Source organism: Sphingomonas sp. JC676 (genome assembly GCF_014489075.1).
Lineage (GTDB): Bacteria > Pseudomonadota > Alphaproteobacteria > Sphingomonadales > Sphingomonadaceae > Sphingomonas.
The window spans coordinates 112,814-134,896 of record NZ_JACTGR010000006.1; the positions used below are offsets into that span (position 1 = coordinate 112,814).

At 67.1% G+C, this 22,083-nt stretch carries 23 protein-coding genes and 2 pseudogenes; 2 read left to right on the forward strand and 23 right to left on the reverse strand.

All coding sequences use genetic code 11. The features are described 5' to 3' along the window. Positions 1 to 4: 4 nt before the first annotated feature. The 16 genes from flhB to IAG41_RS19015 form a co-directional block, all read right to left on the reverse strand. The gene (flhB, locus tag IAG41_RS18940) at positions 5 to 1,141 is read right to left on the reverse strand and encodes a flagellar type III secretion system protein FlhB (RefSeq protein WP_187730236.1); all 1,137 of its coding nucleotides are present in this window, start codon (positions 1,139 to 1,141) and stop codon (positions 5 to 7) included. After that, positions 1,141 to 1,911 carry a flagellar biosynthetic protein FliR gene (gene fliR / locus IAG41_RS18945; RefSeq protein WP_187730237.1) on the reverse strand — a complete coding sequence of 257 codons (771 nt, stop codon included), beginning with the start codon at positions 1,909 to 1,911 and terminating at the stop codon, positions 1,141 to 1,143. Before fliR ends, flhB begins: the two co-directional genes overlap by 1 nt. 118 nt (positions 1,912 to 2,029) lie before the next feature. Then, positions 2,030 to 2,299 (reverse strand): flagellar biosynthesis protein FliQ, encoded by a 270-nt coding sequence (gene fliQ / locus IAG41_RS18950; RefSeq protein ID WP_187730238.1) that lies wholly within the window; start codon positions 2,297 to 2,299, stop codon positions 2,030 to 2,032. A 2-nt stretch (positions 2,300 to 2,301) separates the two neighbouring features. Next, positions 2,302 to 3,123: a flagellar type III secretion system pore protein FliP gene (gene fliP / locus IAG41_RS18955; protein ID WP_187730239.1), complete on the reverse strand. Its 822-nt coding sequence runs from the start codon at positions 3,121 to 3,123 to the stop codon at positions 2,302 to 2,304. Then, the gene (locus IAG41_RS18960) at positions 3,123 to 3,374 is read right to left on the reverse strand and encodes a flagellar biosynthetic protein FliO (RefSeq protein ID WP_187730240.1); all 252 of its coding nucleotides are present in this window, start codon (positions 3,372 to 3,374) and stop codon (positions 3,123 to 3,125) included. The genes fliP and IAG41_RS18960 overlap by 1 nt, the downstream gene beginning before the upstream one ends. Further along, the gene (gene fliN / locus IAG41_RS18965) at positions 3,374 to 3,670 is read right to left on the reverse strand and encodes a flagellar motor switch protein FliN (protein WP_187730241.1); all 297 of its coding nucleotides are present in this window, start codon (positions 3,668 to 3,670) and stop codon (positions 3,374 to 3,376) included. The genes IAG41_RS18960 and fliN overlap by 1 nt, the downstream gene beginning before the upstream one ends. Continuing rightward, positions 3,667 to 4,521, reverse strand: a complete 855-nt coding sequence (locus tag IAG41_RS18970; RefSeq protein WP_262408770.1) for a FliM/FliN family flagellar motor switch protein — start codon at positions 4,519 to 4,521, stop codon at positions 3,667 to 3,669. Before IAG41_RS18970 ends, fliN begins: the two co-directional genes overlap by 4 nt. A gap of 96 nt (positions 4,522 to 4,617) precedes the next feature. Beyond that, complete coding sequence (fliL, locus tag IAG41_RS18975) at positions 4,618 to 5,244, reverse strand: flagellar basal body-associated protein FliL (protein WP_187730243.1); 627 nt, start codon at positions 5,242 to 5,244, stop codon at positions 4,618 to 4,620. A gap of 14 nt (positions 5,245 to 5,258) precedes the next feature. Further along, on the reverse strand, positions 5,259 to 6,467 hold the full coding sequence (locus tag IAG41_RS18980) for a flagellar hook-length control protein FliK (protein WP_187730244.1): 1,209 nt from the start codon (positions 6,465 to 6,467) through the stop codon (positions 5,259 to 5,261). Positions 6,468 to 6,479: 12 nt separating this feature from the next. Further along, positions 6,480 to 6,908 (reverse strand): hypothetical protein, encoded by a 429-nt coding sequence (locus IAG41_RS18985; protein ID WP_187730245.1) that lies wholly within the window; start codon positions 6,906 to 6,908, stop codon positions 6,480 to 6,482. Positions 6,909 to 7,006: 98 nt separating this feature from the next. Then, entirely contained in the window at positions 7,007 to 8,335 is a 1,329-nt protein-coding gene (locus tag IAG41_RS18990) for a FliI/YscN family ATPase (protein WP_187730246.1), read from the reverse strand. Continuing rightward, positions 8,329 to 9,060 (reverse strand): FliH/SctL family protein, encoded by a 732-nt coding sequence (locus tag IAG41_RS18995; RefSeq protein ID WP_187730247.1) that lies wholly within the window; start codon positions 9,058 to 9,060, stop codon positions 8,329 to 8,331. The genes IAG41_RS18990 and IAG41_RS18995 overlap by 7 nt, the downstream gene beginning before the upstream one ends. Next, positions 9,053 to 10,063 (reverse strand): flagellar motor switch protein FliG, encoded by a 1,011-nt coding sequence (fliG, locus tag IAG41_RS19000; RefSeq protein ID WP_187730248.1) that lies wholly within the window; start codon positions 10,061 to 10,063, stop codon positions 9,053 to 9,055. Before fliG ends, IAG41_RS18995 begins: the two co-directional genes overlap by 8 nt. Next, positions 10,060 to 11,736, reverse strand: coding sequence for a flagellar basal-body MS-ring/collar protein FliF (fliF, locus tag IAG41_RS19005; protein WP_187730249.1), 1,677 nt, complete (start codon positions 11,734 to 11,736; stop codon positions 10,060 to 10,062). Before fliF ends, fliG begins: the two co-directional genes overlap by 4 nt. Before the next feature lies 1 nt (position 11,737). After that, the gene (gene fliE, locus IAG41_RS19010) at positions 11,738 to 12,088 is read right to left on the reverse strand and encodes a flagellar hook-basal body complex protein FliE (RefSeq protein ID WP_187730250.1); all 351 of its coding nucleotides are present in this window, start codon (positions 12,086 to 12,088) and stop codon (positions 11,738 to 11,740) included. Continuing rightward, positions 12,085 to 13,329: a sigma-54 interaction domain-containing protein gene (locus IAG41_RS19015; RefSeq protein ID WP_187730251.1), complete on the reverse strand. Its 1,245-nt coding sequence runs from the start codon at positions 13,327 to 13,329 to the stop codon at positions 12,085 to 12,087. The genes fliE and IAG41_RS19015 overlap by 4 nt, the downstream gene beginning before the upstream one ends. 230 nt (positions 13,330 to 13,559) lie before the next feature. Between IAG41_RS19015 and IAG41_RS19020 the strand changes: the two are divergent. Beyond that, a pseudogene (locus tag IAG41_RS19020) lies at positions 13,560 to 14,954 on the forward strand (flagellin hook IN motif-containing protein); the annotation flags it as partial. A 228-nt stretch (positions 14,955 to 15,182) separates the two neighbouring features. Beyond that, positions 15,183 to 15,476: pseudogene (locus tag IAG41_RS23355) on the forward strand (flagellin); the annotation flags it as partial. A 114-nt stretch (positions 15,477 to 15,590) separates the two neighbouring features. On the opposite strand, the gene IAG41_RS19025 reads toward IAG41_RS23355, so the two are convergent. The 7 genes from IAG41_RS19025 to IAG41_RS19055 form a co-directional block, all read right to left on the reverse strand. Further along, positions 15,591 to 16,940, reverse strand: coding sequence for a M28 family metallopeptidase (locus IAG41_RS19025; protein ID WP_187730253.1), 1,350 nt, complete (start codon positions 16,938 to 16,940; stop codon positions 15,591 to 15,593). 93 nt (positions 16,941 to 17,033) lie between these two features. Then, entirely contained in the window at positions 17,034 to 17,762 is a 729-nt protein-coding gene (locus tag IAG41_RS19030; RefSeq protein WP_187730254.1) for a sigma-70 family RNA polymerase sigma factor, read from the reverse strand. A 29-nt stretch (positions 17,763 to 17,791) separates the two neighbouring features. Beyond that, positions 17,792 to 19,861, reverse strand: coding sequence for a flagellar biosynthesis protein FlhA (gene flhA / locus IAG41_RS19035; protein WP_187730503.1), 2,070 nt, complete (start codon positions 19,859 to 19,861; stop codon positions 17,792 to 17,794). A 15-nt stretch (positions 19,862 to 19,876) separates the two neighbouring features. Then, entirely contained in the window at positions 19,877 to 20,752 is an 876-nt protein-coding gene (locus IAG41_RS19040) for a lytic transglycosylase domain-containing protein (RefSeq protein WP_187730255.1), read from the reverse strand. 147 nt (positions 20,753 to 20,899) lie between these two features. Next, a complete protein-coding gene (locus IAG41_RS19045) occupies positions 20,900 to 21,211 on the reverse strand; it encodes a flagellar protein FlgN (protein ID WP_187730256.1) in 312 nt (103 codons plus the stop codon). Continuing rightward, positions 21,198 to 21,491 (reverse strand): flagellar biosynthesis anti-sigma factor FlgM, encoded by a 294-nt coding sequence (gene flgM / locus IAG41_RS19050; RefSeq protein ID WP_187730257.1) that lies wholly within the window; start codon positions 21,489 to 21,491, stop codon positions 21,198 to 21,200. The genes IAG41_RS19045 and flgM overlap by 14 nt, the downstream gene beginning before the upstream one ends. Before the next feature lie 71 nt (positions 21,492 to 21,562). Next, complete coding sequence (locus IAG41_RS19055) at positions 21,563 to 22,072, reverse strand: flagella basal body P-ring formation protein FlgA (RefSeq protein WP_187730258.1); 510 nt, start codon at positions 22,070 to 22,072, stop codon at positions 21,563 to 21,565. Between the last annotated feature and the right edge of the window lie 11 nt (positions 22,073 to 22,083).

The following is a 22,083-nucleotide window of genomic DNA, read 5'->3' on the forward strand; positions in this document are numbered from 1 at the left end:
GGCTTTAGGCCGAAGCTCCGATTTGATTGCCTTCTTCGTCGAAAAGCGCGGTCGTGGGCACATTGACCAAGGGCTGGATGCCGGCGGCGCGCGCATTGACCCCGAAAACGAAGGCGAGGACGGTCGCGATCGCCAGATACAGGTCGTCGCGCACCTCCTGCCCCTCGCGGCTGGTGTAATAGACCGCGCGGGCAAGGCTCGGATATTCGAGGATCGGAACCTCGAACTCGCCGGCCAGCTCGCGGATGGCGAGCGCGGTCTGCCCGCGACCCTTGGCGACCACGACGGGCACCTGGTCCTGTCCCTGTTCGTAGCGCAGGGCGACGGCGAAATGCGTCGGGTTGGTGAGCACGACATGGGCGGTGGCGACCGACTTGCGGAAGCCCCCCTTCAATATCTCGCGCTGACGCTGGCGCTGCGCGCCCTTCAATTCGGGCGAGCCTTCGCTTTCCTTGTGCTCTTCCTTCACTTCCTGCTTGGACATGCGCAGCTGGCTCAAATGACGGAAGATCTGGATCGGCAGGTCGACGCCCGCGATCAGCAGCAACCCGGCGCCCATCACGAACATCAAGGTCAGGAACTGCGCGCCGAGCGAGCCGACCGCACCGTCCAGGTCCGCCGAGGTGAGGCCGATCGACTTGCCGGTGATCGACCACAGCATCCAGCCGCCCATCACGCCGAGCAGCACGACCTTGAGCAGTGACTTGCCGAGCTCGATCCATCCGGTGGGACCGAAGATCCGCTTGAGCCCGGCGCCGGGATCGATCCGCGACGCCTTGGGCGCGAACAGCTTGTTGTTCCAGCCCAATGACCCGAGTGCGGCCTGGCCAGCGATCGTCGCGATCATCGTGAAGGCAAAGAGCCCGCCCAGCGAGGGCAGCAGCTTCCAACCCGCCGAAGCGAGCGGGCGAAAGGGCTCGAAATCCTCGACATCGGCATGGCTGAACGAAAAGCTCGCGGTCATCACGTCGCGACAGGCGCGCAGCAGCGACGGACCCATGAACATCATCCAGGCGCAGCCCGCGAGAATGATCAGCGCCGCGCCGAAATCGCGCGACTTGAGCAGTTGGCCGTCCTCTACCGCCTTACGCTTGCGCTTGGCTGTTGGGGCTTCCGACCGTTCGCCCGAGGTCTCCGCCATCAGCCGAACACCAGGCTGGGCGCGGCGGCGAGCGCCTCGCGGATGATGACGAGCATATAGTCGCCCATCGCCGGCAACGCGAGCAGGATGGCGACGATGCCGATGGCGAGGCTGGCGGGGATGCCGATCGCGAACAGGTTGAGCGCGGGCGCGGCACGGCTGAGCATGCCGACGACGACGTTGAGGCAGAGCAAGAGAAAGCCGACCGGCAGCGCGAGCAGCAACCCGGCGAGGAAGGCGTAACCGCCGAACATCGCGATGCCGAGCAGCCGCTGCGGCGCGATCCAGGCGCCGGGCGGCATCACCTCATAGCTGCGCACCACCAGGTCGACGAGGACGAGATGCCCGTCGACCGCGAGGAAGAGCAGGGTCAGCAACAGCGACAGGAACTGGCCGAGCGCTGGCGTCGAATGCCCGCTATTGGGATCGACGGCATTGGCGAAGCCGAGCCCCATGCCCATGCCGATCACCTCGCTGGCGATCATCGGCGCGGAAAAGGCGATCTGGAGCACGAAACCGATCGCGAGCCCGATCAGCGCCTCGGCGGCGACCGCCAGGAAGGTGTTGATCGAGAAGATCTCGGGCGGCGCCACGATATGCGCGGTGTTGACCACGAGTACGCCGATCGCCCCCGACAGCGCGATGCGCACGGGGAGCGGCACCGATACCGCGCTGAACACCGGCGCCGCGATAAACGCCGCGCCGATCCGCACCATCGCGAACAGCAGCGCCCAGAGCTGCGGCTCGATCGAGAGGCCGAAGCCCATCATCGAGTTCCCCTCCCGCTTGCGGGAGGGGTTAGGGGAGGGGTTGAGCCTATCGGAAGGATGGCCGGAGAAGGATGGCCCCTCCCCCGACCCCTCCCGCAAGCGGGAGGGGGGAAAGAAGTCACCGCACCAAGTCCGGGATGCGTTCGAAGATGCTCGTGGTGAAATCGCCGAGCAGGCCCAGGATCATGCTGCCGAAGATGACCAGGCTGACGCCCACCACCATCAGCTTGGGCACGAAGGTAAGCGTCTGCTCCTGAATCGAGGTCGCCGCCTGGATCATGCCCAGGATGAGGCCCGAAAGCAGCGCGGGGATCAGGATCGGCGCGGCGGCGAGCGCCAGCACCCACATGGCCTCGCGCGCGACGGTGAGGAAATAGTCTGCGTCCATGGCTAACTCGCGAAGCTCTGAGCAAGGGAACCCATCGTCAGCGCCCATCCGTCGACCAAGACGAAGAGCAGCAGCTTGAAGGGCAAGGATATGATCGTCGGCGACATCATCATCATGCCGAGGCTCATCAGCACGGTGGCGACGACCAGATCGATGACGATGAAGGGCAGGAAGATGAGGAAGCCGATCTGGAAGGCGGTCTTGAGCTCGCTCGTGACGAAAGCGGGCAGCAGCACCGAGAAGGGCACGTCGGCCGGCTTCGCATAGGGACCGCTCTTGGCCATGTCGGCGAACATCTTCACGTCGCGGTTGCGGGTCTGCTTGATCATGAAGCCGTGCAGCGCCTCGCCCGATCCGGCGATCATCTGGGTCGCGTTGATCTTGCCGGCGGCATAGGGCTGGATCGCATTGGTGTTCATCGTCGCGATCGTCGGCGCCATCACGAAGAAGCTGAGGAACAGCGCCAGGCCGATCAGCACCTGATTCGGCGGGGTCTGCTGCAGGCCCAAGGCCTGGCGGAGCAAAGCCAGCACGATCACGATCCGCGTGAAGCTGGTCATCATCAGCAGGATGCCCGGCAGGACCGAGAGCAGCCCCATGATGATGAGCACCTGGAGCGACAGGCTGAGCGGCGCATTGCCGCCGCCAAGGTCGCCCAGCGCGCGATCGACGGCATCGCCGACGCCCGGCGTCGCCGCCGGCGTAGGAAGCGGCGCGCCCTGCGCAAAGGCGGGCGCCGCGAACAGGACCAGGAAGGCGAGCAGCCCGATGAAGAGCGCCGCCCGCCCGCCCAGCGTGCGTGGAATGGCAAGCATCGCGCGCATCAGCCGGCCTTGTCGACCAGAGTGACGCCGGTGCGGCTCACTGAAACGAGCAGCCTGCGCCCCTCGAAATCGACTACGGCGAGGCGCAGTCCGGGGGCGAGCATCATCGTCTCCTTGACCTGGACCAGCTTCTCGCCCTGGTTCTTGGGCAGCCGGGCCTCGAGCTTGCGCCAGGCATAGAGGCAGCCGATCAGCAGCCCGCAGACGAGCGGAAGCAGGATGACCAGCTTCAGGATATAGGCCCACATCATTACTTGACGGCCCGCTTCTCGGGAGAAACCAGCTCGGTCATCCGCACGCCGAACTTCTCGCCGACCGTGACGACTTCGCCGCGGCCGATCAGCGTGCCGTTGACGAACACGTCGAGCAGCTCATTGGCTTCGCGATCGAGCTCGATCACGCTCGTCTCGCCCAAAGCGAGCAGTTCGCGGAGGGTAAGCGACGTCGAACCGATTTCGACGGTGAGCTTGACGTCGACATCCTGGAGCAGCCGGAAATTGGCCGCCACGGACGAATCGACGGGGAAGCCGCCGGTCATGTCGTTCATCGGAAATCCTCTTCGGTGAGCGGTTCGAGCTGGGTGAGGCGGACGGCCGCGCGGCCGTTCGCAGTGCCGACAAGGCCGGTGCCCAGGCGGCGATCGGCCACCATCACCGGAACCTCGGGGCCGAAATCGATCGGAATGATGTCGCCCGCCTTGAGATCGAGCAGCATCGCGAGCGGCACCACGGGCTCGGCAAGCACCGAGCGCACGGACAGCTGCACGCCCATCACCGCGCGGGTGAGGCCCGAGCGCCATTCGGGCTCGATCTCGACTTCGGCGCCATGCACCTTGGCGACCAGCGAATTGGTGTGCGGCTTGAGCGCCGCCACGGGGTAGAGAATGTCGATATGCTGGGGCTTGCCCTCGCCCACGGCGAGCCCGAAGCGCGTCACTACCACCGGATCCTCGCCCGAAAGATCGGGCGCGGCGGCGATATTGGCCGATGCTTCGGCGCGGAAGGTGATGCGGGTCAGCGGCTCCCAGGCGGCTTCCATCGGCACTGCGAGCATCGCCCCCAGCCGCGCCAGCAGCGCATCGGCGGCCGGCGTGAATTCGGTGGGCATAGGGTTCGGCGCTTCGCCGTCACCGCCGAAGAATGCGTCAAGCATCTCGAGCAATGGCTTGGCGTCGATCACGATCTGCGCGCGCGCCTTGGCCGTGCCCATTGCCAGTGGCTGCCAGGCGGCAAGCGCGTCGCCGCGCTCGGCCTTGTAGTCAGCGAAGCGCTGGACGACGAGCGGCTCGGCCCAGCAGCGCAATTCCCGGCGCAGCACGCCCTCGAACACGCCCTTCAGCGACTTGGCCAGCCGCGCAGACAGATGCTGCAGCGTGACCAGGTCGCCGAACGGATTCAAATTGACCGTCCCTAGCGCCGGCGCGTGTTCCGCGCTGGCCCGGGGCCGCTCGCGCCGATCGCCGGCAAGTTCTGAAGGGGCGTTAACCATGTCCGTTCACTGAACAATGAAATTGGTAAAGTAGACGTTACTGACGCCGCCGAATCCTTCCTTTTCCTTAAGAACGGCGTTGATCGCCTTCACCAGCCGGTCCTGGATGTGCTTCTTACCCTCGGCCGTGAACACTTCGTCCTCGGTTGTCTCGCCGAGCGACATCAGGATCGACGAGCGGATCGCGATCTCGTGAGTCTTGATGTTTTCGAGGACGCGCTCGTCATAGGGCGTCGAGACAGCGACGCCGACCTGGATGAAATGGACGCTGTCCTGGAGATTGGAGGTGAACTCCTTCTCGAGCGGATAATAGTTCGACGCATATTTGTCGCCGCCCACGCCCTTTGGCGTTTCCTTGCCATGGACCTCGGTGCCGGCCTCCTCGCCATGACCGCCGCCCTCGCCGCCCTTCATTGAGGCGCGCTTCTCGTCACTCTTGGGGACGAGCTGCGGTTCGTCGGGATTAGCGCCATGCCCGCCAGCCGCGTTGAACCAGCCGGCCTTGACGCCGTAAGCGGCCGCGCCGCCGCCGCCGCCGAGCAGCAGCACGGGCAGGCCGACGAACAGCAGCAGCTTGCCCTTCTTTTTCTTCTTGGGGGCCGCCGCAGCGGCGTCGTCAGTCTTGTCGGCCATTAAGGTCTCCTGTGTCAGGCAATGCGTTGATCGGTGTCGCCCGCGACGTCAGTCGTCGCGACGCTGGCGGGGGGCGGCAGCACCGGCTGGTGCGTCGCGGCGTTCTGTTGCTGGCCCGAACCGGCGGTGCCGCTGTCGACCGTGGTCTGGCCGAGCTTCACGCCGCGCGCTTCGGCGAGTTCGTTCAGGCGCGGCTGGGCATCGGTGAGCAGCTGGCGCGCGGCCTGGGTCTCGGCCGCGAAATGGACATGGATGCGATCGCCCTCGTGCCGGATCGAGATATCGACCTGGCCGAGCGCTGCGGGCGCCAGACGGATGCGGGTGTCGCCGGTGTTCGACGCGTCGCGCATCGTCTCGATCCGGTCGATCATCGCGCCCATCCATTCGTGACGGCGCGTGTCGAGCGCGGCCTGCTGCATGTCCGCCGCCGCGGCGATCGCCGGGGCCGAAGGGGCATCAGGCGCAGGGGGCGCGAAGGTCGCACCCGCGATCTCGCGGATCAGGCGGCGCGACGCGGATGTGTCGGGCGAGAGGACCAGCGCGGATGCCAAGACCGGGCGGGTAACCAGTGCGGGCACTTCGAGCGTGGCCTCGACGCTGGGCAGTGCCACCGGCTGCGGCGGTGTTGCGGTCGTGGCCGCATCGCTCTTGGCAAACAGCTCCGGCTTGGACTCGGTGGGCAACACGATGCTGACGGTCGGTACGTCGACTGGCTGCGGTGCCGGCTTGGATGTCGGGGCAGTGCCGTCGGCGTTCGTCGGCGTCGTGCCGCCAGGCTGGAGCGCGGCCGCATCGAGCGCAGGCGGCGCGCCGGTCGGCGTGTTGCCGTCCGGCGAGGAGCCCAAGGTTATCGGACGCGGCGCGGGCTTGCCCGCCTGGGAAAAGCCGGTGCGCGCCGGGTCGGTCGTGACGGGTGCGGCGAACCAGGCAAAGCTCGCGTCGGACGCATCGGCGTCGCTATCGCTATCCTGGTCCGTTTCGCTATCGCCCAGCTTTTCATCGAGACCCGGCAATTTCTTGCCGCCCGCGGCAAGCGCCTGCCGTCCGGGCAACAGCGCTTCGCCGGCCTCGGCCGCTGCGCCAGGAACGAGAACCGTCGCAAGCGCGACCGCGAATTCGCTGACGCCCGCAGCCGCAACCGGCGCCGCGCGCGGCGCCGCTGGGGCGGGCGATGCTGTGGCAGGCGACATCTGGATCACGTCGAAATCCTCGGTGAAATACATTCACCAAAGACATCAGCAAAGATCGTGCCGATTTCTTCCGGAAGGCGGGAGTTGTTCGAGTTCGCGCAATGCCTTGACCGCTGCATCGGCCTGTTCGCGGGCGATCAGCTTCTCGATCGCGCTCTGGTCGCGGCGCGCATCGCGGGTGGCGGCACGTGCGACGTCGAGCCCCTGTTCGGCGACCGCGACGCGCTGTTCGGCGGCATGCGCCGATTGCTGGAGCCGCTCGCGATAATGCGCAGCGGCGATCAGGCTGGTCGCCGAAGTCGGCGCAGGGGTGGCCTTGGGCGAGACATTGGCGGCGAGGCCGGCGATGCGCTGGCGCAGCGCTTCCTCCTGGTCGACCCGGGCACGCGCGCGCGCCTCGTCGCCCTGGACCTGCCCGAGCTGGAGCGTGCGGACGCGGAGCAAGCGCTCGAGCTTCTTCGCGCTCCTAGGCATGTTCGTTCGGCGCCGGCCCACTCCCCCGCCCGGCCACCCAACGGCAGTATTCTATGGGTGGCCGGGTGGGGGAGCGGGCTGGTGCCGCCTTTAGAACATCACGCATCCCCGAAGACGCCGGTCAGCTCGGCAACGGCATCGTCGAGTGTCACGACCTCGTCGGCGCCCTGGCGGATATATTCCATCACCGCCGGATGGCAGGCGATCGCCGCGTCGATCTCGGGATCGGCGCCGGGGCGATAGGCACCCATCAGCACAAGATCGCGATTTTCCTCATAGGTGGCGAGATGCCGCCGCAACACGCGCGCGGCATGGATATGCTCCTTCGAGGCGATATCGGTCATCACGCGGCTGACCGAGGGCCCCAGGTCGATCGCGGGATAGACCCCGCGCTCGGCCAATGCCCGACTGAGCACGATATGTCCGTCGAGGATCGAGCGCGCGCTGTCGACGACCGGATCGTTGCCGTCGTCGCCATCCGCGAGCACCGTGTAGATCGCCGTGATCGAGCCGCCCGAGGACACGCAGGTGCCCGCCCGTTCGATCAGGCTGGGCAGCATCGCAATCGCCGAGGGCGGATAACCGCGCGCCGATGCCGCCTCGCCGAGCGCCAGCCCGATTTCGCGGCCGGCATGCGCGACGCGGGTCAGACTGTCCATGATCAGCAGCACTTTCTTGCCCTCGGCGCGGAACGCCTCGGCAATCGCGGTGGCGCGCAGCGCGCCGCGGATGCGGAGCACCGGCGAATGATTGGCAGGGACGGCGACGACCACCGAGCGCGCGCGTGCCTCGCCCGCGACCTTGGTCTCGAGAAAGTCCGCGACTTCGCGGCTACGCTCGCCGATCAACCCGATGACGATCACATCGGCCTGCGCGGCCCGGACCATCATGCCGAGCAACACCGATTTGCCGACGCCCGATCCGGCCATGATGCCGACGCGCTGGCCCTGGCCGATCGTCAGCAGCCCGTTGATCGCGCGCACGCCGACGTCCATCGGCTGGAGCACTCTTCCACGGTCCAGCGGCGACTGGAGCTTACCGGCGAGCGGCCATTTGCCTGCCCCCCGGATCGGCCCGAGCCCGTCGATCGGCTTGCCCGATCCATCGACCACGCGGCCGAGCATCGCACTGCCGACTTCGGCCTCGCCCGGAGGCCCGATCGGCCGCACCGGCGAATTGGGAAGCAGGGCGGCAGGGCCGCCCAGGTTCATCAGCAGCGTGCGGCCCGCGCGGAAGCCGATCACTTCGGCCTCGATCCGCGTCGCCCCCGTGCCGATCGCGCAGATGGTGCCGACCGGCAGCGACAGCCCGACCGCTTCCATCAGCAGCCCGTCATAGGAGGAGAGCCGGCCCGAGACCTTTGGCATGGGCGCGAAATCCCGGCAGCCCAGGCTGTCGAGGTAATCGGCGGTGAAGCGGTTCAGCATGCAGGCGGGATCGGAACGCGCTCGATCGCCTGGGCGAGCTGTTCGAGCCAGAGATCGGGTCCGTCCTCGACAATCGTCGAGGCGCTCTCGATCACGAAGGCGCCGCGCGCCAGATGCGGATCGCCGACCGGAAAGATGGTTGCCGGCAATTTGCCCTGGATCAGCGCGACATCGTCGGGATGCAGCCGGAGCAGCGCCGATTCGGCCTTGTCGGCAAGCAGATCGGAAGCCGCATTGATGCGTGCGACCAGGATATCGGGTGCAACGCCGATCTCCCCGACCATCTTGCCGACGAGATGCAGCACGGTCTGGCGCAGATGCCCGGCCATGCGCTCGCGATCGAAATGTGCGGCGGTGGCCAAAGCGATCGAGACTTGTTCGAGCAACGCCGCTTCGCGTGCCTCGGTGGCCTCGAGATCGTCAAGCGCAGCGGCACGGCCTTCCTCGAACCCGGCGGCATGCGCGGCCGCGATCGGATCGACGAACGCGCTGCTGGGCGCAGGCGCCTGCTGGGCGCCCGCATCAAAGGGATTCCATCCCTCGGTCGGGTTGGCCGTGGGATCGGCAGGCGCGAAGTGGCGAGGGGACGCCGGTTCCGGCGCGGTACGGCGTCCGATCGTATCGATCGTCGACGCCGCGAACGCCACCGGATCGCCAAAGGCGCGCTGGAGGATATGCTCGGCCGCGCGGTGGCGGCCGGCGAAACCAGGTGCGAAGCTAGACATAATCGTCCTCGCCTCCGCCGCCCGGCATCGTGATCGTGCCTTCCTTCACCAAAGCGCGCGCAGTCGCGATCATCGCCTTTTGCGCTTCGAGCACTTCTGCGAGCTTCATCGGCCCGCGTGCTTCCATCTCGTCGCGGATGCCGTCGGCCGCGCGGCTCGACATGCAGCCGAGGAAGCGGTTGCGGACATCTTCCTCGACGCCCTTCAGCGATTTGACCAGCACTTCGCTGTCGATGCTGCGGATCAGGGTCGAGAGGTTCTTGTCGTCGAGCTCAAGCAGATTGTCGAAGACGAACATCGCCTCCTCGATCGCCTTGGCGACTTCCTTGTCGATCTTGGCGAGCTTGGGCATCACCCGCGCGCCGGTGATCTTGCGCGCGCCCTGCAGGATCTTGGCCGCTTCACGCGTGCCGCCCATCTGCAGGCCGGCGGACTTCTTGCGCGTGCCGCTCCGGCTGGTGAGCATTGCCTTCAATGTCTCGATCGCCTCAGGCGGGACCGGGCCGAGCCGCGCGACGCGGCGAAGGATCTGCGGCTGCGCGGCCTCGGGCAGATGCTCGAAGACCTTGGCGGCGATGTCGGGATCGAGATGCGCGAGCAGCACCGCGGCGATCTGCGGATGCTCCGCCTCGATCATCGCGGCGATCTCGTCGGGCTCGTACCATTGCAGCAGCTCGAGGCCGGCCGAAGGTTGTGGCGGCATGATCCGCGCGAGCACGCCCTCGGCGCGCTCGGCGCCCAGCGCGCGGTTCATCATGCCTTCGATGCGCGGCGCCGGATCGAACTGGATGCCCGAGCGCCCGCGCGCCTTGTAGGTGAAATCGTCGAGCACCTGCTCGACCTCGGCTTCGCTGACATCGGCGACGGTGAACATCGCCTTGCCCAGATCGCGCACTTCGTCGGGATCGAGCTTCTGGAGGATCGCCGCGGCTTCCTCCTCGCCAACCAGCATCATCAGCACGGCGGCACGTTCGACGCCGTTGAAGCTGCGCAGCGCGGTCATTGGCCGTCCGCCCGGATCATGTCGCGCACCGCGAGTGCGGCGCGTGCGGGATTGTCACGCGTGAAGCCACGGACCAGCCCAACGCGGTCGTCATAGCCGTTGCCGCCCTGCTGGAGCATGTCGATGCTCACCGCCGGGGGAGCATGGTGGGCAGGACCATCCGGACCGCCAATCGCCAGTGCCGGGCGATGCGAGGCATCGTCGCGCTTCTTGAGCAGCGCCTTGGCGAGCGGCCGGACGCCGAGGAAGAGCACGAGCAGCGCGATCACCAGCGCGGTCATGTTGCGCGCGACCAGCGGCACCCAGCCGGCATCGTACCAGGCGGGGCCGCTCGTCGCCGCTTCGGTGGGCGCGGTGAACTTGCGGCTGACCACCATCACCTGGTCCTGGCGCCCGGCGTTGAAGCCGACGGCCGCCTTCACAAGCTCGTTGATCTGGTTGATCTCCACCGTGCCGCGCGGCTTGCCGGGCTCCTCGCGCAGCAGCACCGCGACCGAGAGCCGCTTGACGTTGCCGGGCGTGGCGCGGGTGACCGAGATTTCCTTGCCCGTCTCGAAGGTGCGAGCGAAGCTGTCGCTCTGCTTCTGCGTGACCGGCGGGGTGCCCGGAGGCGTGGCGCCGGCCGGAGGCACGGTCGTGCCGGCGGCAGCAGCCTGGCCCTGCGCGTTGGGCACGACCAAGGTGCTGGCGGGCGGCGGCGTGTTCGAAAGTGCGCCGGGGATGCCGCCGGGCTGCGCGCCGTCCTTCGACGTGCCGGTCCAGGCCCCCTGCTCGGCGCGGATTACCCCGCCCTGCTTGTCATAGCTCTCGCGCGTCGCCTGGCTCTCGTCCAGATCGACATCGGCCTGCACCTCGGCGGTGAAATTGCCGGCACCAACCAGGGGCGTGAGCAGCTGGATGAGCTGGGTGCGATACTTGTCCTCGATGCGCCGCTGGAAATCGATCCGCGTGTCGCCGACGGTGGATCCGCCCGAGCCGTTTCCTGCCTTGGAGAGCAAGGCGCCCATCTGGTCGACGATCGTCACCGCATCGGACTGCATCCCCGGCACCGAGGAGGCGACGAGGTTGACGATCGAGCGGACCTGCGACTCGCTGAGCGCACGGCCGCCCTGAAGCTTGAGGATCACCGAAGCCGAGGGCTCGGCATGATCGCGGACGAACACCGATGCTTCGGGCGTGGCGAGATGCACGCGCGCCTCGGCCACCGAATCGATTTCCTCGATCGAGCGGGCCAGCTCGGTCTCGCGCGCCTGGCGGAGGCGTTCGCCCTCCACCGCGCGGCTGACGCCCATCGGCAGCTGGTCGAGGATCGCATAGCCGCCGGGCGCCGCCTTTGGCAGGTTTTGGCTGGCGAGCAGCATCCGCGCCTTGTGATACTGATCCTCGGCGACGGTGACCGAGCCCGAATCGTCGATGCTCGCCGAGATGTTGGCGCCCTGGAGCGCGCTGGTGATCGCCGCCTTGTCCGAATCGGTCACATTGGCGAACAGGATCCGTTGCGGCGAGGTCGCCACCGTCGACCAGGCGAGCCAGCCCGCGGCGACGATACCGACCAGGAACAGGAAAGGCAGGCTCCGCTTCACCGCGGGCTGGGCGAGGATGTCGCCCATCTGCCGCAGCGGATTGAAGCTCGCGGGCACAGCCGCGTCGGTGGGGGTGAGTGCGTTGCTCATATCAAACCGGCATGCTCATGATGTCGCGATAGGCGGAGAGAAGCTTGTTGCGGACCTGCAGGGTGGCCTCGAAGCCGACCGAGGCCTGCTGGCGGGCGAGCATCACCTTGGCGATGTCGACCGTCTCGCCGCGCTCATAGCTTTCCGAAAGCGCGCCGGCCTCGTTCTGGCTGGCGTTCACCTGCTTGAACGCGTCCTCCATCGTCGAGGCGAAGCTGGCGGGCTTGGCCTCGGTGGCGGGACTGGCGCTGGGCGCCTGGTTGGCACGGGCGAGCGCGGCGTTGCGCTCGAGGATCTGCGAGCGGAGCGCCATCACGCGATCGACGCTCATCGAGCCGGTGATACTGGTCATGCCGATACCGCCCGGGCGATGTCATCACCTTGTTCGCGCGCCTTAGCGAGGCGATAGCGCAGCGTCCGCTCCGAGATGCCGAGCCGCTTGGCGGTCTCGATCCGGCTGCCGTTGCAGGCCGCCAGCGTCTCGCGGATCGCATGGAATTCGTGGATCTGGACGATGTTGCTGAGCGAGCCGCCCGTATCGACGCGCCGCTCGGCAGGTCGATCGAAGATCAGATGCTCGGCCTCGATCGCATCACCCGGCGCCAGCAGCAGCGCACGCTGGATGACGTTCTCGAGCTCGCGGACATTGCCCGGCCAGTCGTGATCGATCAGGATTTCGAGCGCATCGGCGCTGATCCAGGGAAGCGTGGCGCGCGCGCCGCCGTGGCGCACGACCATTGCCGCGGCCAACGCGGGAATGTCGCCCGGGCGTTCCGACAGCGCCTTGGTCGAGAGCGGGAAGACCGAGAGGCGGTAGTAAAGGTCGGCGCGGAAACGTCCGGCAAGGACTTCGCCCTGCAGGTCGCGATTGGCGCAGGCGATGACCCGCACGTCGATCTTCTCGGGCAGCGTGCCGCCGATCGGAACGACTTCGCGCTCCTGGAGCGCGCGCAGCAGCTTGGCCTGAAGCTGGATCGGCATCTCGGCGATCTCGTCGAGCAGCAGGGTCCCGCCATTGGCCGCGCGGAAGAAGCCCTGGCCGCCCGACGACGCGCCGGTGAACGAGCCCTTGTGATGGCCGAACAGCATCGCCTCGAGCATCGTCTCGGGCAAAGCGGCGCAGTTGATCGCGACGAATGGCCCGTCGCGGCGCGACGATCCCATGTGGATTGCCTGGGCCAGCACTTCCTTGCCGGTGCCGGTAGGGCCGTTGATCAGGACGGTGATGTCGGAAGCGGCGATGCGTTCGGCGAGCGCGAGCAGCGCCAGACTCTCGGGATCGGCAGCAACGGGCTCGCCGGGTCCGCGGAGCATCGCGCCGACGAAACCGCTGCCGATCGCGGCGTCCTCGCTGCCATAGGAGAGGCGGGCAGGATTGCCGTCGCGGAACGGGACCGCGCTGCGTTCGCCTTCGCCCAGGATCAGCGTGCGGGCGGGCGACGGCGAGACTTCGCCTTCGGCGACGAGATAGAGGCTGGAAGCCGCGGGCTTGCCGGCCTCGCACGAATCGATCGCGAACCCCTGCGCGCGCAGTGCCGATACCAGCGCATATTTCTGACGAAGTACTGCCGCGGATGGAACTATCGAGCGCATGTATGTCCCCTTTGGACGCACCTTGCGCATCTGATGGTTAACTCTCAGTAAAATATCGTACGCGGCCTGCTACCTAGGTCCGAGCGCGTCCTACGCGCGCGCGTAGACGCGCCCGAACAGCGAAACTTTCTGCTTAATCAAAAAACCGGACGGCCGTTCTCAGGCTTGGCGGCTCGGACTCTTCGCATGGGGGGGTGGCGGGAGCGCCAGCTTTGAACGGAGTAACGGAGATGACTGTTATCGGAACCAACATCGCGAGCCTGCGCGCCGCGAATGCGTCTGCGGGCGCTTCGCAGTCGTTGCAGACCGCTATGGAGCGCCTGTCGACCGGCAAGCGGATCAACAGCGCCAAGGACGATGCGGCTGGCCTTGCTATCGCGAGCCGCATGACCAGCCAGGTAAAGAGCATGGCGGTCGCAATCCGCAATGCGAATGACGGCATTTCGCTGGCCCAGACCGCCGAAGGCGCGTTGGGCGAAGTCACCAACATGCTTCAGCGCATGAAGGAACTGGCGACCCAGTCGGCCAACGGCACGCTCGGCACGTCGGAGCGCGGTGCGCTTCAGGCGGAAGTCGATCAGCTCGTTTCGCAGATCAACGACATTTCGAAGACCACCAACTTCAACGGCGTCAAGCTGCTCGACGGCTCGACCAAGTCGCTGGCACTGCAGACCGGCACCAACGCCGGCGAGCAGGTCTCGATCGCCATGGTGACCACCTCGGCCTCCGCGCTGGGTCTGGTCGGCTCGGGCGTCGGCGGTCAGGTGACCACCGGCCGCGTTTCGGGTGACGTCGATGCGGCAGGGGACATCACCTTCAACGGCGTCAGCGCTTTCACCGGCGATCCGACGATCAGCGATGCAGTGACCTTCGCCGCCGCCGTCAACGCCAACACCGCCGCGACCGGCGTCAAGGCGACTGCCTATAACGAAGTCACCGGCACCACGCCGACGGGTTCGGCCTGGGCTGCAAACGACATCCAGATCAACGGCGACAATGTCGGCGCGGCCAACAGCGTTGAAGAACTGGTGTCGAACATCAACCGCGACGTGGCCGGCGTTACTGCCAGCCTGGTCAACGGCAAGATCGTCCTCAGCAACAACACCGGCGCCACGATCACCGTCAATGCCGGTGCCAATGGCGGCGCGGCCAAGGCGGGTCTCACTGCAGCCACCTATCAGGGCTATGTCTCGCTCAACACCGCGGACGGCAGCGCTCTCAAGATCGGTGGTTCGGCCACGGCGGCGGAGCTGACCAATGTCGGCCTCAACCTGTCGGCCGATGGTGGCATCGTCGGCAAGGCCGTGACCAACGCGGCTTTCTCGGCAACCGACAAGCTGTCGATCAACGGCGTTGCCATCGGCGCGTCGACCGACGCTTCGGCGGCGGCCAAGGCTGCGGCGATCAACGCCAAGAGCGCGGACACCGGCGTCGTCGCTTCGGCGACCACCAAGGCGGTGCTGGTTCTCAAGCCGGCTTCGTTCGACGGTACGAAGGAGTTCACGATCAACGGCAAGAGCATCTCTCCTGCCGCCACCGATACGCTCGACGACACGATCACGGAGATCAATGCGGCGGGCGCCGGCGTGACTGCCACGGCCGATGAATCGGGCCACCTCGTCCTGACCTCGACCTCGGGCGCCAACATCGTGATCACCGACACTGCCGACGATCTCGTCGATACCGTCGATGGCGCGACGCTGGGTGCGGCTTCGACCACGGTCTATGGCTCGCTGACGCTCAAGAGCACGGACGGTAGCCCGATCCGCGTCGAGGGCACCAACGCCAGCGTGATGGGCCTGGCCCAGCAGGGCGGCGCACCGGGCGGTGCTTCGGCCGGTACCAAGCTGTCGATCTCGTCGCAGGACGATGCTTCCAGTGCGATGACGGTGATCGATGCCGCTCTCGACCTGCTTTCGTCGAAGCGCGGCGATCTGGGTGCGGTGCAGAACCGCCTCCAGTCGACGGTCAACAACATGACGACGACGACCGCCAATCTGAGCGAAGCGCGCAGCCGCATCGAGGACGCCGATTTCTCGGCCGAGACGACGGCGCTCGCCAAGGCGCAGATCCTGGCCCAGGCGTCGACGGCGATGCTCGCCCAGGCGAACCAGAGCCAGCAGACGGTGCTCTCGCTGCTCCGTTAAGCGCGTGCCGGTCGGGGTGTCACCCCCCTGACGAGGCACTGCGGCCGGTCACCTCCCGCAAGGGAGGGCGCACGGGGAACCCCGGTGGTCATTGGCCACCGGGGTTTTCCATATTCATTCGGCGGGCTTGCCGCCCGGCTTCCATTCGGGCTTGGCGTCGCTGTCCGCCAGCGAGCGGACCGGCTCGACCAGCGACTGGATCGCGCGGGTCATGAAGGCGATGTCGAGGCTCTCCAGCGTGTCGTTCGCGCTGTGATAGGTCGGCGTGACCGCCCAGCCCGAAAGCGTGTGGGCGACGACCCCCTTTACCGCGAGCGAATAATTGTCCGATCGCTGGAAGAAGTTCTGCTCGGGATAGGGATCGGGCGACACCAGCGCGCCGTGCGCCTTCAGCGTCTCGCCCAGGGTCGAGCGCTCGAACCCGGTCATCATCATCGATCCGGCCGGGAGCTTGGGATCCTGAGCGCCGATCATCTCGACTTCGATATTGGCGACGATGTCGCCGAGCGGCACCGGCGGATGCGCGCCGAAATATTTGGAGCCGAAGCCGCCAATCTCTTCGCTGCCATAAGCGACGAACAGGATACCGCGCTTGGTCTGCTTGCCTGCCGCGAGCGCGCGGGCGAGTTCGAGCACCGCGGTGGTGCCCGAGGCGTCGTCATTGGCCCCGGGCATGATCACGCCGTCGGGCCGCACGCCCAGATGATCGAGATGCGCACTGAGCAGCAGCACGCCCGCCTTGGGATCGGTGCCGGGCAGATAGCCGATCGCGTTGGTGGTAATCGCCACGTCCTTGGCGAGCCCCGGCAGCGTCATCGAGACCTCGGCGCCCGGCTTCTTCGCCAGCGCGTCGAACGCCGCGGCCGGCAGGATCATCACCGCGGTCCGCTGCTCGGGCACGTCGCCGCCGCCCAGATAGGCGGGCATGCGCGGCTTGCCGCCGACGCCCTTATAGGTGGCCTGGATCGCCTCGCTGTCACGGACGATGACCAATTTGACCTTCTTGGCGCTGGCCGCGCGATAATATTGCATCGCCGGCGCATCGCCGCCGGCGAGCACCACATCTCCGGCGGGCACGCCCTCGGGCTTGCCCATATAGACCTGGAGCTTGCCGGTGACGGCTTCGGTCCGCCCGACGAGCAGTTTGGGATCGGCGACGGTCTTGCCGTCGACGGTCAGCACCGGGGGGCCGTCGAGCCGGAAGCGGATGATTTCGGCCTTCTGGAGATAGCCGGTCATCCCCGGCGCCAGCTTCAGCCCGAAGCTCTCGAACTGCGCGGCGACATAGGCCGCGGCGATCGCCTCGTCGCGGGTCGCGCTGCCGCGCCCCTGCAACGCCTCGCTGGCGAGGAAGGATTCATGCGCGCGCACCCATTCGGGGCGCACGGTCCATTCCTGCGCAAAGGCTTGGCAAGAAAACAGGCTCGTCACCGCGACGGCCGTCAATAGATAGTGCCTGGACATGTACCGATACCCCCTCGCCCGTGAAGGCGCGGGTGATGCGGCAATCGGCGGCGGTGTGCAACTGGGACAACACACCGCGCGGTTTCGCGTGGGCTATCCCAGGCGTTTGTGCAGCGCTTTCTTCAGCTTTGCGTGCGCCGCAGCCTTGATCTGGCAGATCCGCGCAGCGCCGACGCCGAGGACCTGGCCGATCTCCTCAAGGTTCAGTTCCTCGACATAATAGAGCTGGATCACCTGCGCCTCGCGCTCGGGCAGCTCGGTGATCGCCTCGATCAGCGCCTCGCGCTGGTCGCTTTCGGCGAGCTGGTCGAACGCGTCGGGATCGTCGGACATGAACCAGGGCGACTCGTCCGAATACATCTCGTCGATCGAATCGAAGCGCACCGCCTCCGCGGTCGCATATTCGGTGCGCAGCTTCTCGACCGTGACGCCCAGCCGTTCGGCAATCTCGATATCGGTGGGTGTGCGTCCGAGCTCGATCGTGAGCGCCGACACCGCATCACCATACACCCGGCGGCGGCGCATCGCGCCGCGCGTCAGCGTCGCCTGGCGGCGCAGCTCGTCGATCATCGCCCCGCGCACGCGGGTCACCAGATATTGCTCAAAGGTCACCGCGCCGCGATCCTCGAAACTCCCCACTGCTTCGATTAGCGTGACCATGCCGATCTGGATCAGATCCTCGATCTCGACGATCGTGCTCATCGATCCGTGGATGTGCCAGGCAAGGCGGCGCACCAGCGGCAGATGCTTGCGCACCAGCGCTTCGGCATCGCGCTGCGGCGTGCGAGCATAGGTAAGCGGAGTCGAAGCCAGCGAAGCCATGTCGTACCTATCTCTCGGGGTGTAAGCGTTCATGCGGCCAGCGCCTCGGGCGCGCCGATCACGGCGACGACCTCGACGGCCTTGTCCTCCGGCACTTCGAAGAAGCTCATCACCGGCGTGTCGGGCAGCACGGTCTTGACCAGCTTGCGGATGGCGACGCGGATCGAGGGCTGGACGACGAGTGCGAAGGGCTTGGCCTCTGCCACGAGCGGGCCGGCGGCGCGCTGGAGGGCGTCGGCGATGCGGCGGCCGAGATCGGGCTCGATCGTGTGGCGGCGCGACGGATCGGAGCGGACCGCCTGGCCGAGCAAAGCCTCGAGCTGGCCCTCCAGCGTCATCACGCGCAGCGGTTCGCGCACGCCGCACAGCCGCTGGATGATCAGCGGACCGAGATCGGGGCGGATCAGCTCGAGTATCTCGTCGGCGTCGAGCGTCTTCTGCGCGGCGGTGGCGATCGCGGCGGCGATGCGGCGGAATTCCTTGAGCGGGATATTCTCTGCCAGCAGCCCGCGCAGCACCGTGGTGAGCGTGGTGAGCGGCACTGGCTGCGGCGAGAGCGCGGCGACCAAAGCGGCCGCGCGTTCCTTGAGCCCGTCGAGCAGCGACTGGACCTCGTCGGGGCCGAGCAGGTCGGATGCGTTCTGGATCAGCGCCTGGTTGAGATGGGTCGCGACCACAGTGCCCGGATCGACGACCAGATAGCCCATGCCGGTGGCGGCATCGGCGTCGCTGGAATGGATCCACACCGCGTCGAGACCGAAGGTCGGGTCCTTGACCGGCTTGCCGCCCAGATGCCCCGAGGCCTGGCCGGTATCGAGCGCGAGCATCTCGTCGGGCGAGACATTGTCCTCGCCGACGACGACGCCGCCGAGCACGATGCGATAGGTGAAGGGCGCCAGGTTGATGTCGTCGCGCACGCGCACCTGCGGCACGACGAAGCCCAGATCCTTGGAAAGCTGGCGCCGGACCCCGGTGATCCGCCCCATCAGCGGCCCGCCGCGCCGCTCGTCGACCAGGGGGACCAGCCCGTAACCGATGTCGAGCATCACCTGCATATTGTCGGTCACTTCGTCCCAGCCGATCTTCGACAGATCGACCGGCTCGGCGGCGGGCGCTGGCGGCGGCGGACGATTGGCGATCCTCCGGAGCTTCCATGCGGCGAAGCCGGCAATGGCAGCGGCGGGCAGGATCACCAGATGCGGCATGCCGGGCATGACGCCGAGCAGACCCAGAATCACCGCGACCGGCATCCAGGTCTTATGGCTGCCGAACTGGCTGCCGATCTGGCCGGCAAGGTCATAGGTGGAGGCGACGCGGGTGACGATCGCGGCGGCGGCGATCGAGAGCATCAGCGACGGCAGCTGCGCGACGAGCGCATCGCCGATCGCAAGCAGCACATAGGTCTGCGCCGCCTCACCGACCGCCATCTTGTGGCTGACGACGCCGAGGATGAGCCCGCCGATGATGTTGATCGCCAGGATCAGCAGCCCGGCGATCGCGTCGCCCTTCACGAACTTGGACGAACCGTCCATCGCGCCGTAGAAATCGGCCTCGGTCGAAACCTCGATGCGCCGCGCGCGGGCATCGTCGGGGGTGATCAGGCCGGCGTTGAGGTCGGCATCGATCGCCATCTGCTTGCCGGGCAGAGCGTCCAGGGTGAAGCGCGCCGAAACCTCGGAGACGCGGCCCGCGCCCTTGGTCACGACGATCATGTTGATGATGATCAGGATCGCGAAGACGAACAGGCCGACGACATAGTCGCCGCCGATCAGGAAGGTGCCGAACGCCTCGATGACGTGCCCGGCCGCCGCCTCGCCCTCATGCCCGTGCACCAGCACGACGCGTGTCGAGGCGACGTTGAGGCCGAGCCGGAACAAGGTGGCGAACAGCAACACCGTCGGGAAGGCCGAGAAGTCGAGCGGCTTCTGCGCGTTCAGCGCCACCATCAGCACGGCGAGGCTGATCATGATGTTCATGACGAAGAAGACGTCGAGCAGGAATGCCGGGATCGGCACCACCATCAGCGCGACCAGCAGCAGAATGGCGCCGGGCAGTGCGAAGCTCTTTACGGCCGGGCCGAAGCCCGCGGGAAGCGCCATACTATTCACGGGCGGTTACGCTCCCAGATTCGCGAGCATGAGATAGGCGAGCCTGGCATTCGCCGGCGTCGGGCGGAGCGGATTGATCGCCTCGCGCTGATTGCCGGTGTTGAGCTGCGCCAGGGTGTTCTGGATCCAGTGGCGGTCGCCGCCGACCGCGCCATTGCCCAGAATCACTTCATTGTTGTCGTCGCCGATGCTGGCGCCGAAATCGTCGAGCCCCTGCGACAGCGCATCGAGCCCGTCCGAGGCCAGCCCGGTCGCGCCCGCCGAAGCGGCGCCGCGATCGAGCTTGCCCGAAAGCTTCTCGTAGATCTGGCCCAGCGTGCGCGGCTGGCCGTTCGAGGCATAGAAGATGCCGCGATTGGCGCGGGCGGCAGCGGGAAACATGCTGGCGCCGGTGCGGCCCGGATTATTCTCCATCGTGCTCAGGAACGAGCGCGCGCCGCCCAGGCCGAGGAAATGCGCCATATAGAGGTCGGTGCCGGTGGCCGGCCGATCGAGCGAGCCTTCGAGCGCGGCCTTGTTGTCCGCGGCGTGCTCGGCGGCCATCAGCGCCGAGGTCTGCGGATCGCTCCGCAGGTTGAGGATCGCCTGGCGCGTGCCGGCATCGCTGACGACGTACCGCCCGCTCGACGTGCGCGAAATGTTGTCGGCGGCCCAGCCCAGGCCGTGCTCGGCCCCGTGCTGCTTGATCACGCCAAGCCAGCTCTGGTCGATGAACTGGTAGAGGCCGGCCGCAGACGAGGTTCCGGCGCGCGCGTCGGCGCGCATGCCGCTTTCGACCTGTGCCTGGCCGAGCAGATAGTTGAAGTCCACGCCGGTCTTGCGGCTCGCCGCGGCGATCGCCGTCTGGACGCTGGCCCTGGTGTTGACCGAAACTACGCTCATCGATCCCCGATCCGATTGCCCTAGGTGTGAGCGTAATCAGCAAGGACCGTGCCAGTTGTGCGGTAGAGTTCGATAAATGGTGGAGGGGCACGCGGCAAGCGCTTGGCAGGCCGTAATCCCCTCCACCGCTTCCCCCGCGGGAAGATCTCAAGCGAAGGCGTAGCCTCCGGGGCGGTAGGCGGGCGCCATGTTGCCGGAAAGAAGTTGCAGGCGGCGGCGGACATTTGCCGCCATCAGGTTCACATAGATGCGGCAGGTCTCGTTGAGCCGATGCGCCTCGGCGGCGAGCTCCTTGACCTCGGCCGACGGCGCTTCGCCGTCATAGAGCGCAACGGTATCGATGCCGACCAGCTTGGCGCGCGTCGCCGCCTCGAGCGCGGGCACGTCGTTGGACTTGAGCGCGGCGATCTCGGCGTGGAGTGCCTCGATCACTTCGATCAGGGCCTCACGCCTTTGCATTGGGGTTCCATTCGAGCTTCAGCGCGAGCAACCGGTCGGCGATCGTCGAGGGATAGATCGGGAACCGACCGTCCTGGACCGCCTTGCGGATGCGCGCCACGCGCTCGGAATCGACGGGCGGCTGGGCCGCCATCGTCTGCGAAAGTTCTGCCGCGGCCGATTCGACCGCCTGGGGCTCGCTTGCAACCGTCTTTATCGGTGCGACGCTGGGCGCAGCGCCGACCGACACCGGGCGGCGGTCAGCGACCGTGCCTGTCTTGATGCCGATAGGGTCTACCATTGCCTGCGTTCCTTGAACCTGTGCCGACATTGCTAATAACGGCAGGGCACGGACAAGCTTTAACAAAAAAATCATTCCCCGAAGCCGGGCAGGCGCGCGCGGCCCTGCTCGATCGCAACCGCCTGGATCGGCTGCTTTTTATCGTCGACCTTGACGAGCAACCGGGCGCCTGGCGCGGCGTCGTTCATCGCGACGCCTTCGCGCGTGATCGAAAACCCCGACGCTCCAGCCTCGACCGTGACCGGATCGCCGCGGCGGATCACCGGCTCGGCCTTCACTGCTGGCGCGACGCGCGCGGCGGCGGGGGCTGCGACCGGCTTGGGCTGCGGCGCGGCGTTGACCGGCACATAGACCCGCCAGCCCGGCGCCATGCAGCGCACGAGCACCGCGTCCTTCGCTTCGCTCCGCCATTCGAGCTGGGGCGCCGCGCATGAAGCGAGCTTCAGCCGCGTATCGACCGGCGCGCGCGCGCCGCCGAGCTCGCCGACCTGCTTGCCGGTGAACTGCGTGACGATCGCGTCGAGGACGATGGTCGATTGGAATTCGGGCGCGGCGGCGAGGAGCGCGGCGAACAGGATCATGGCGGACTTCC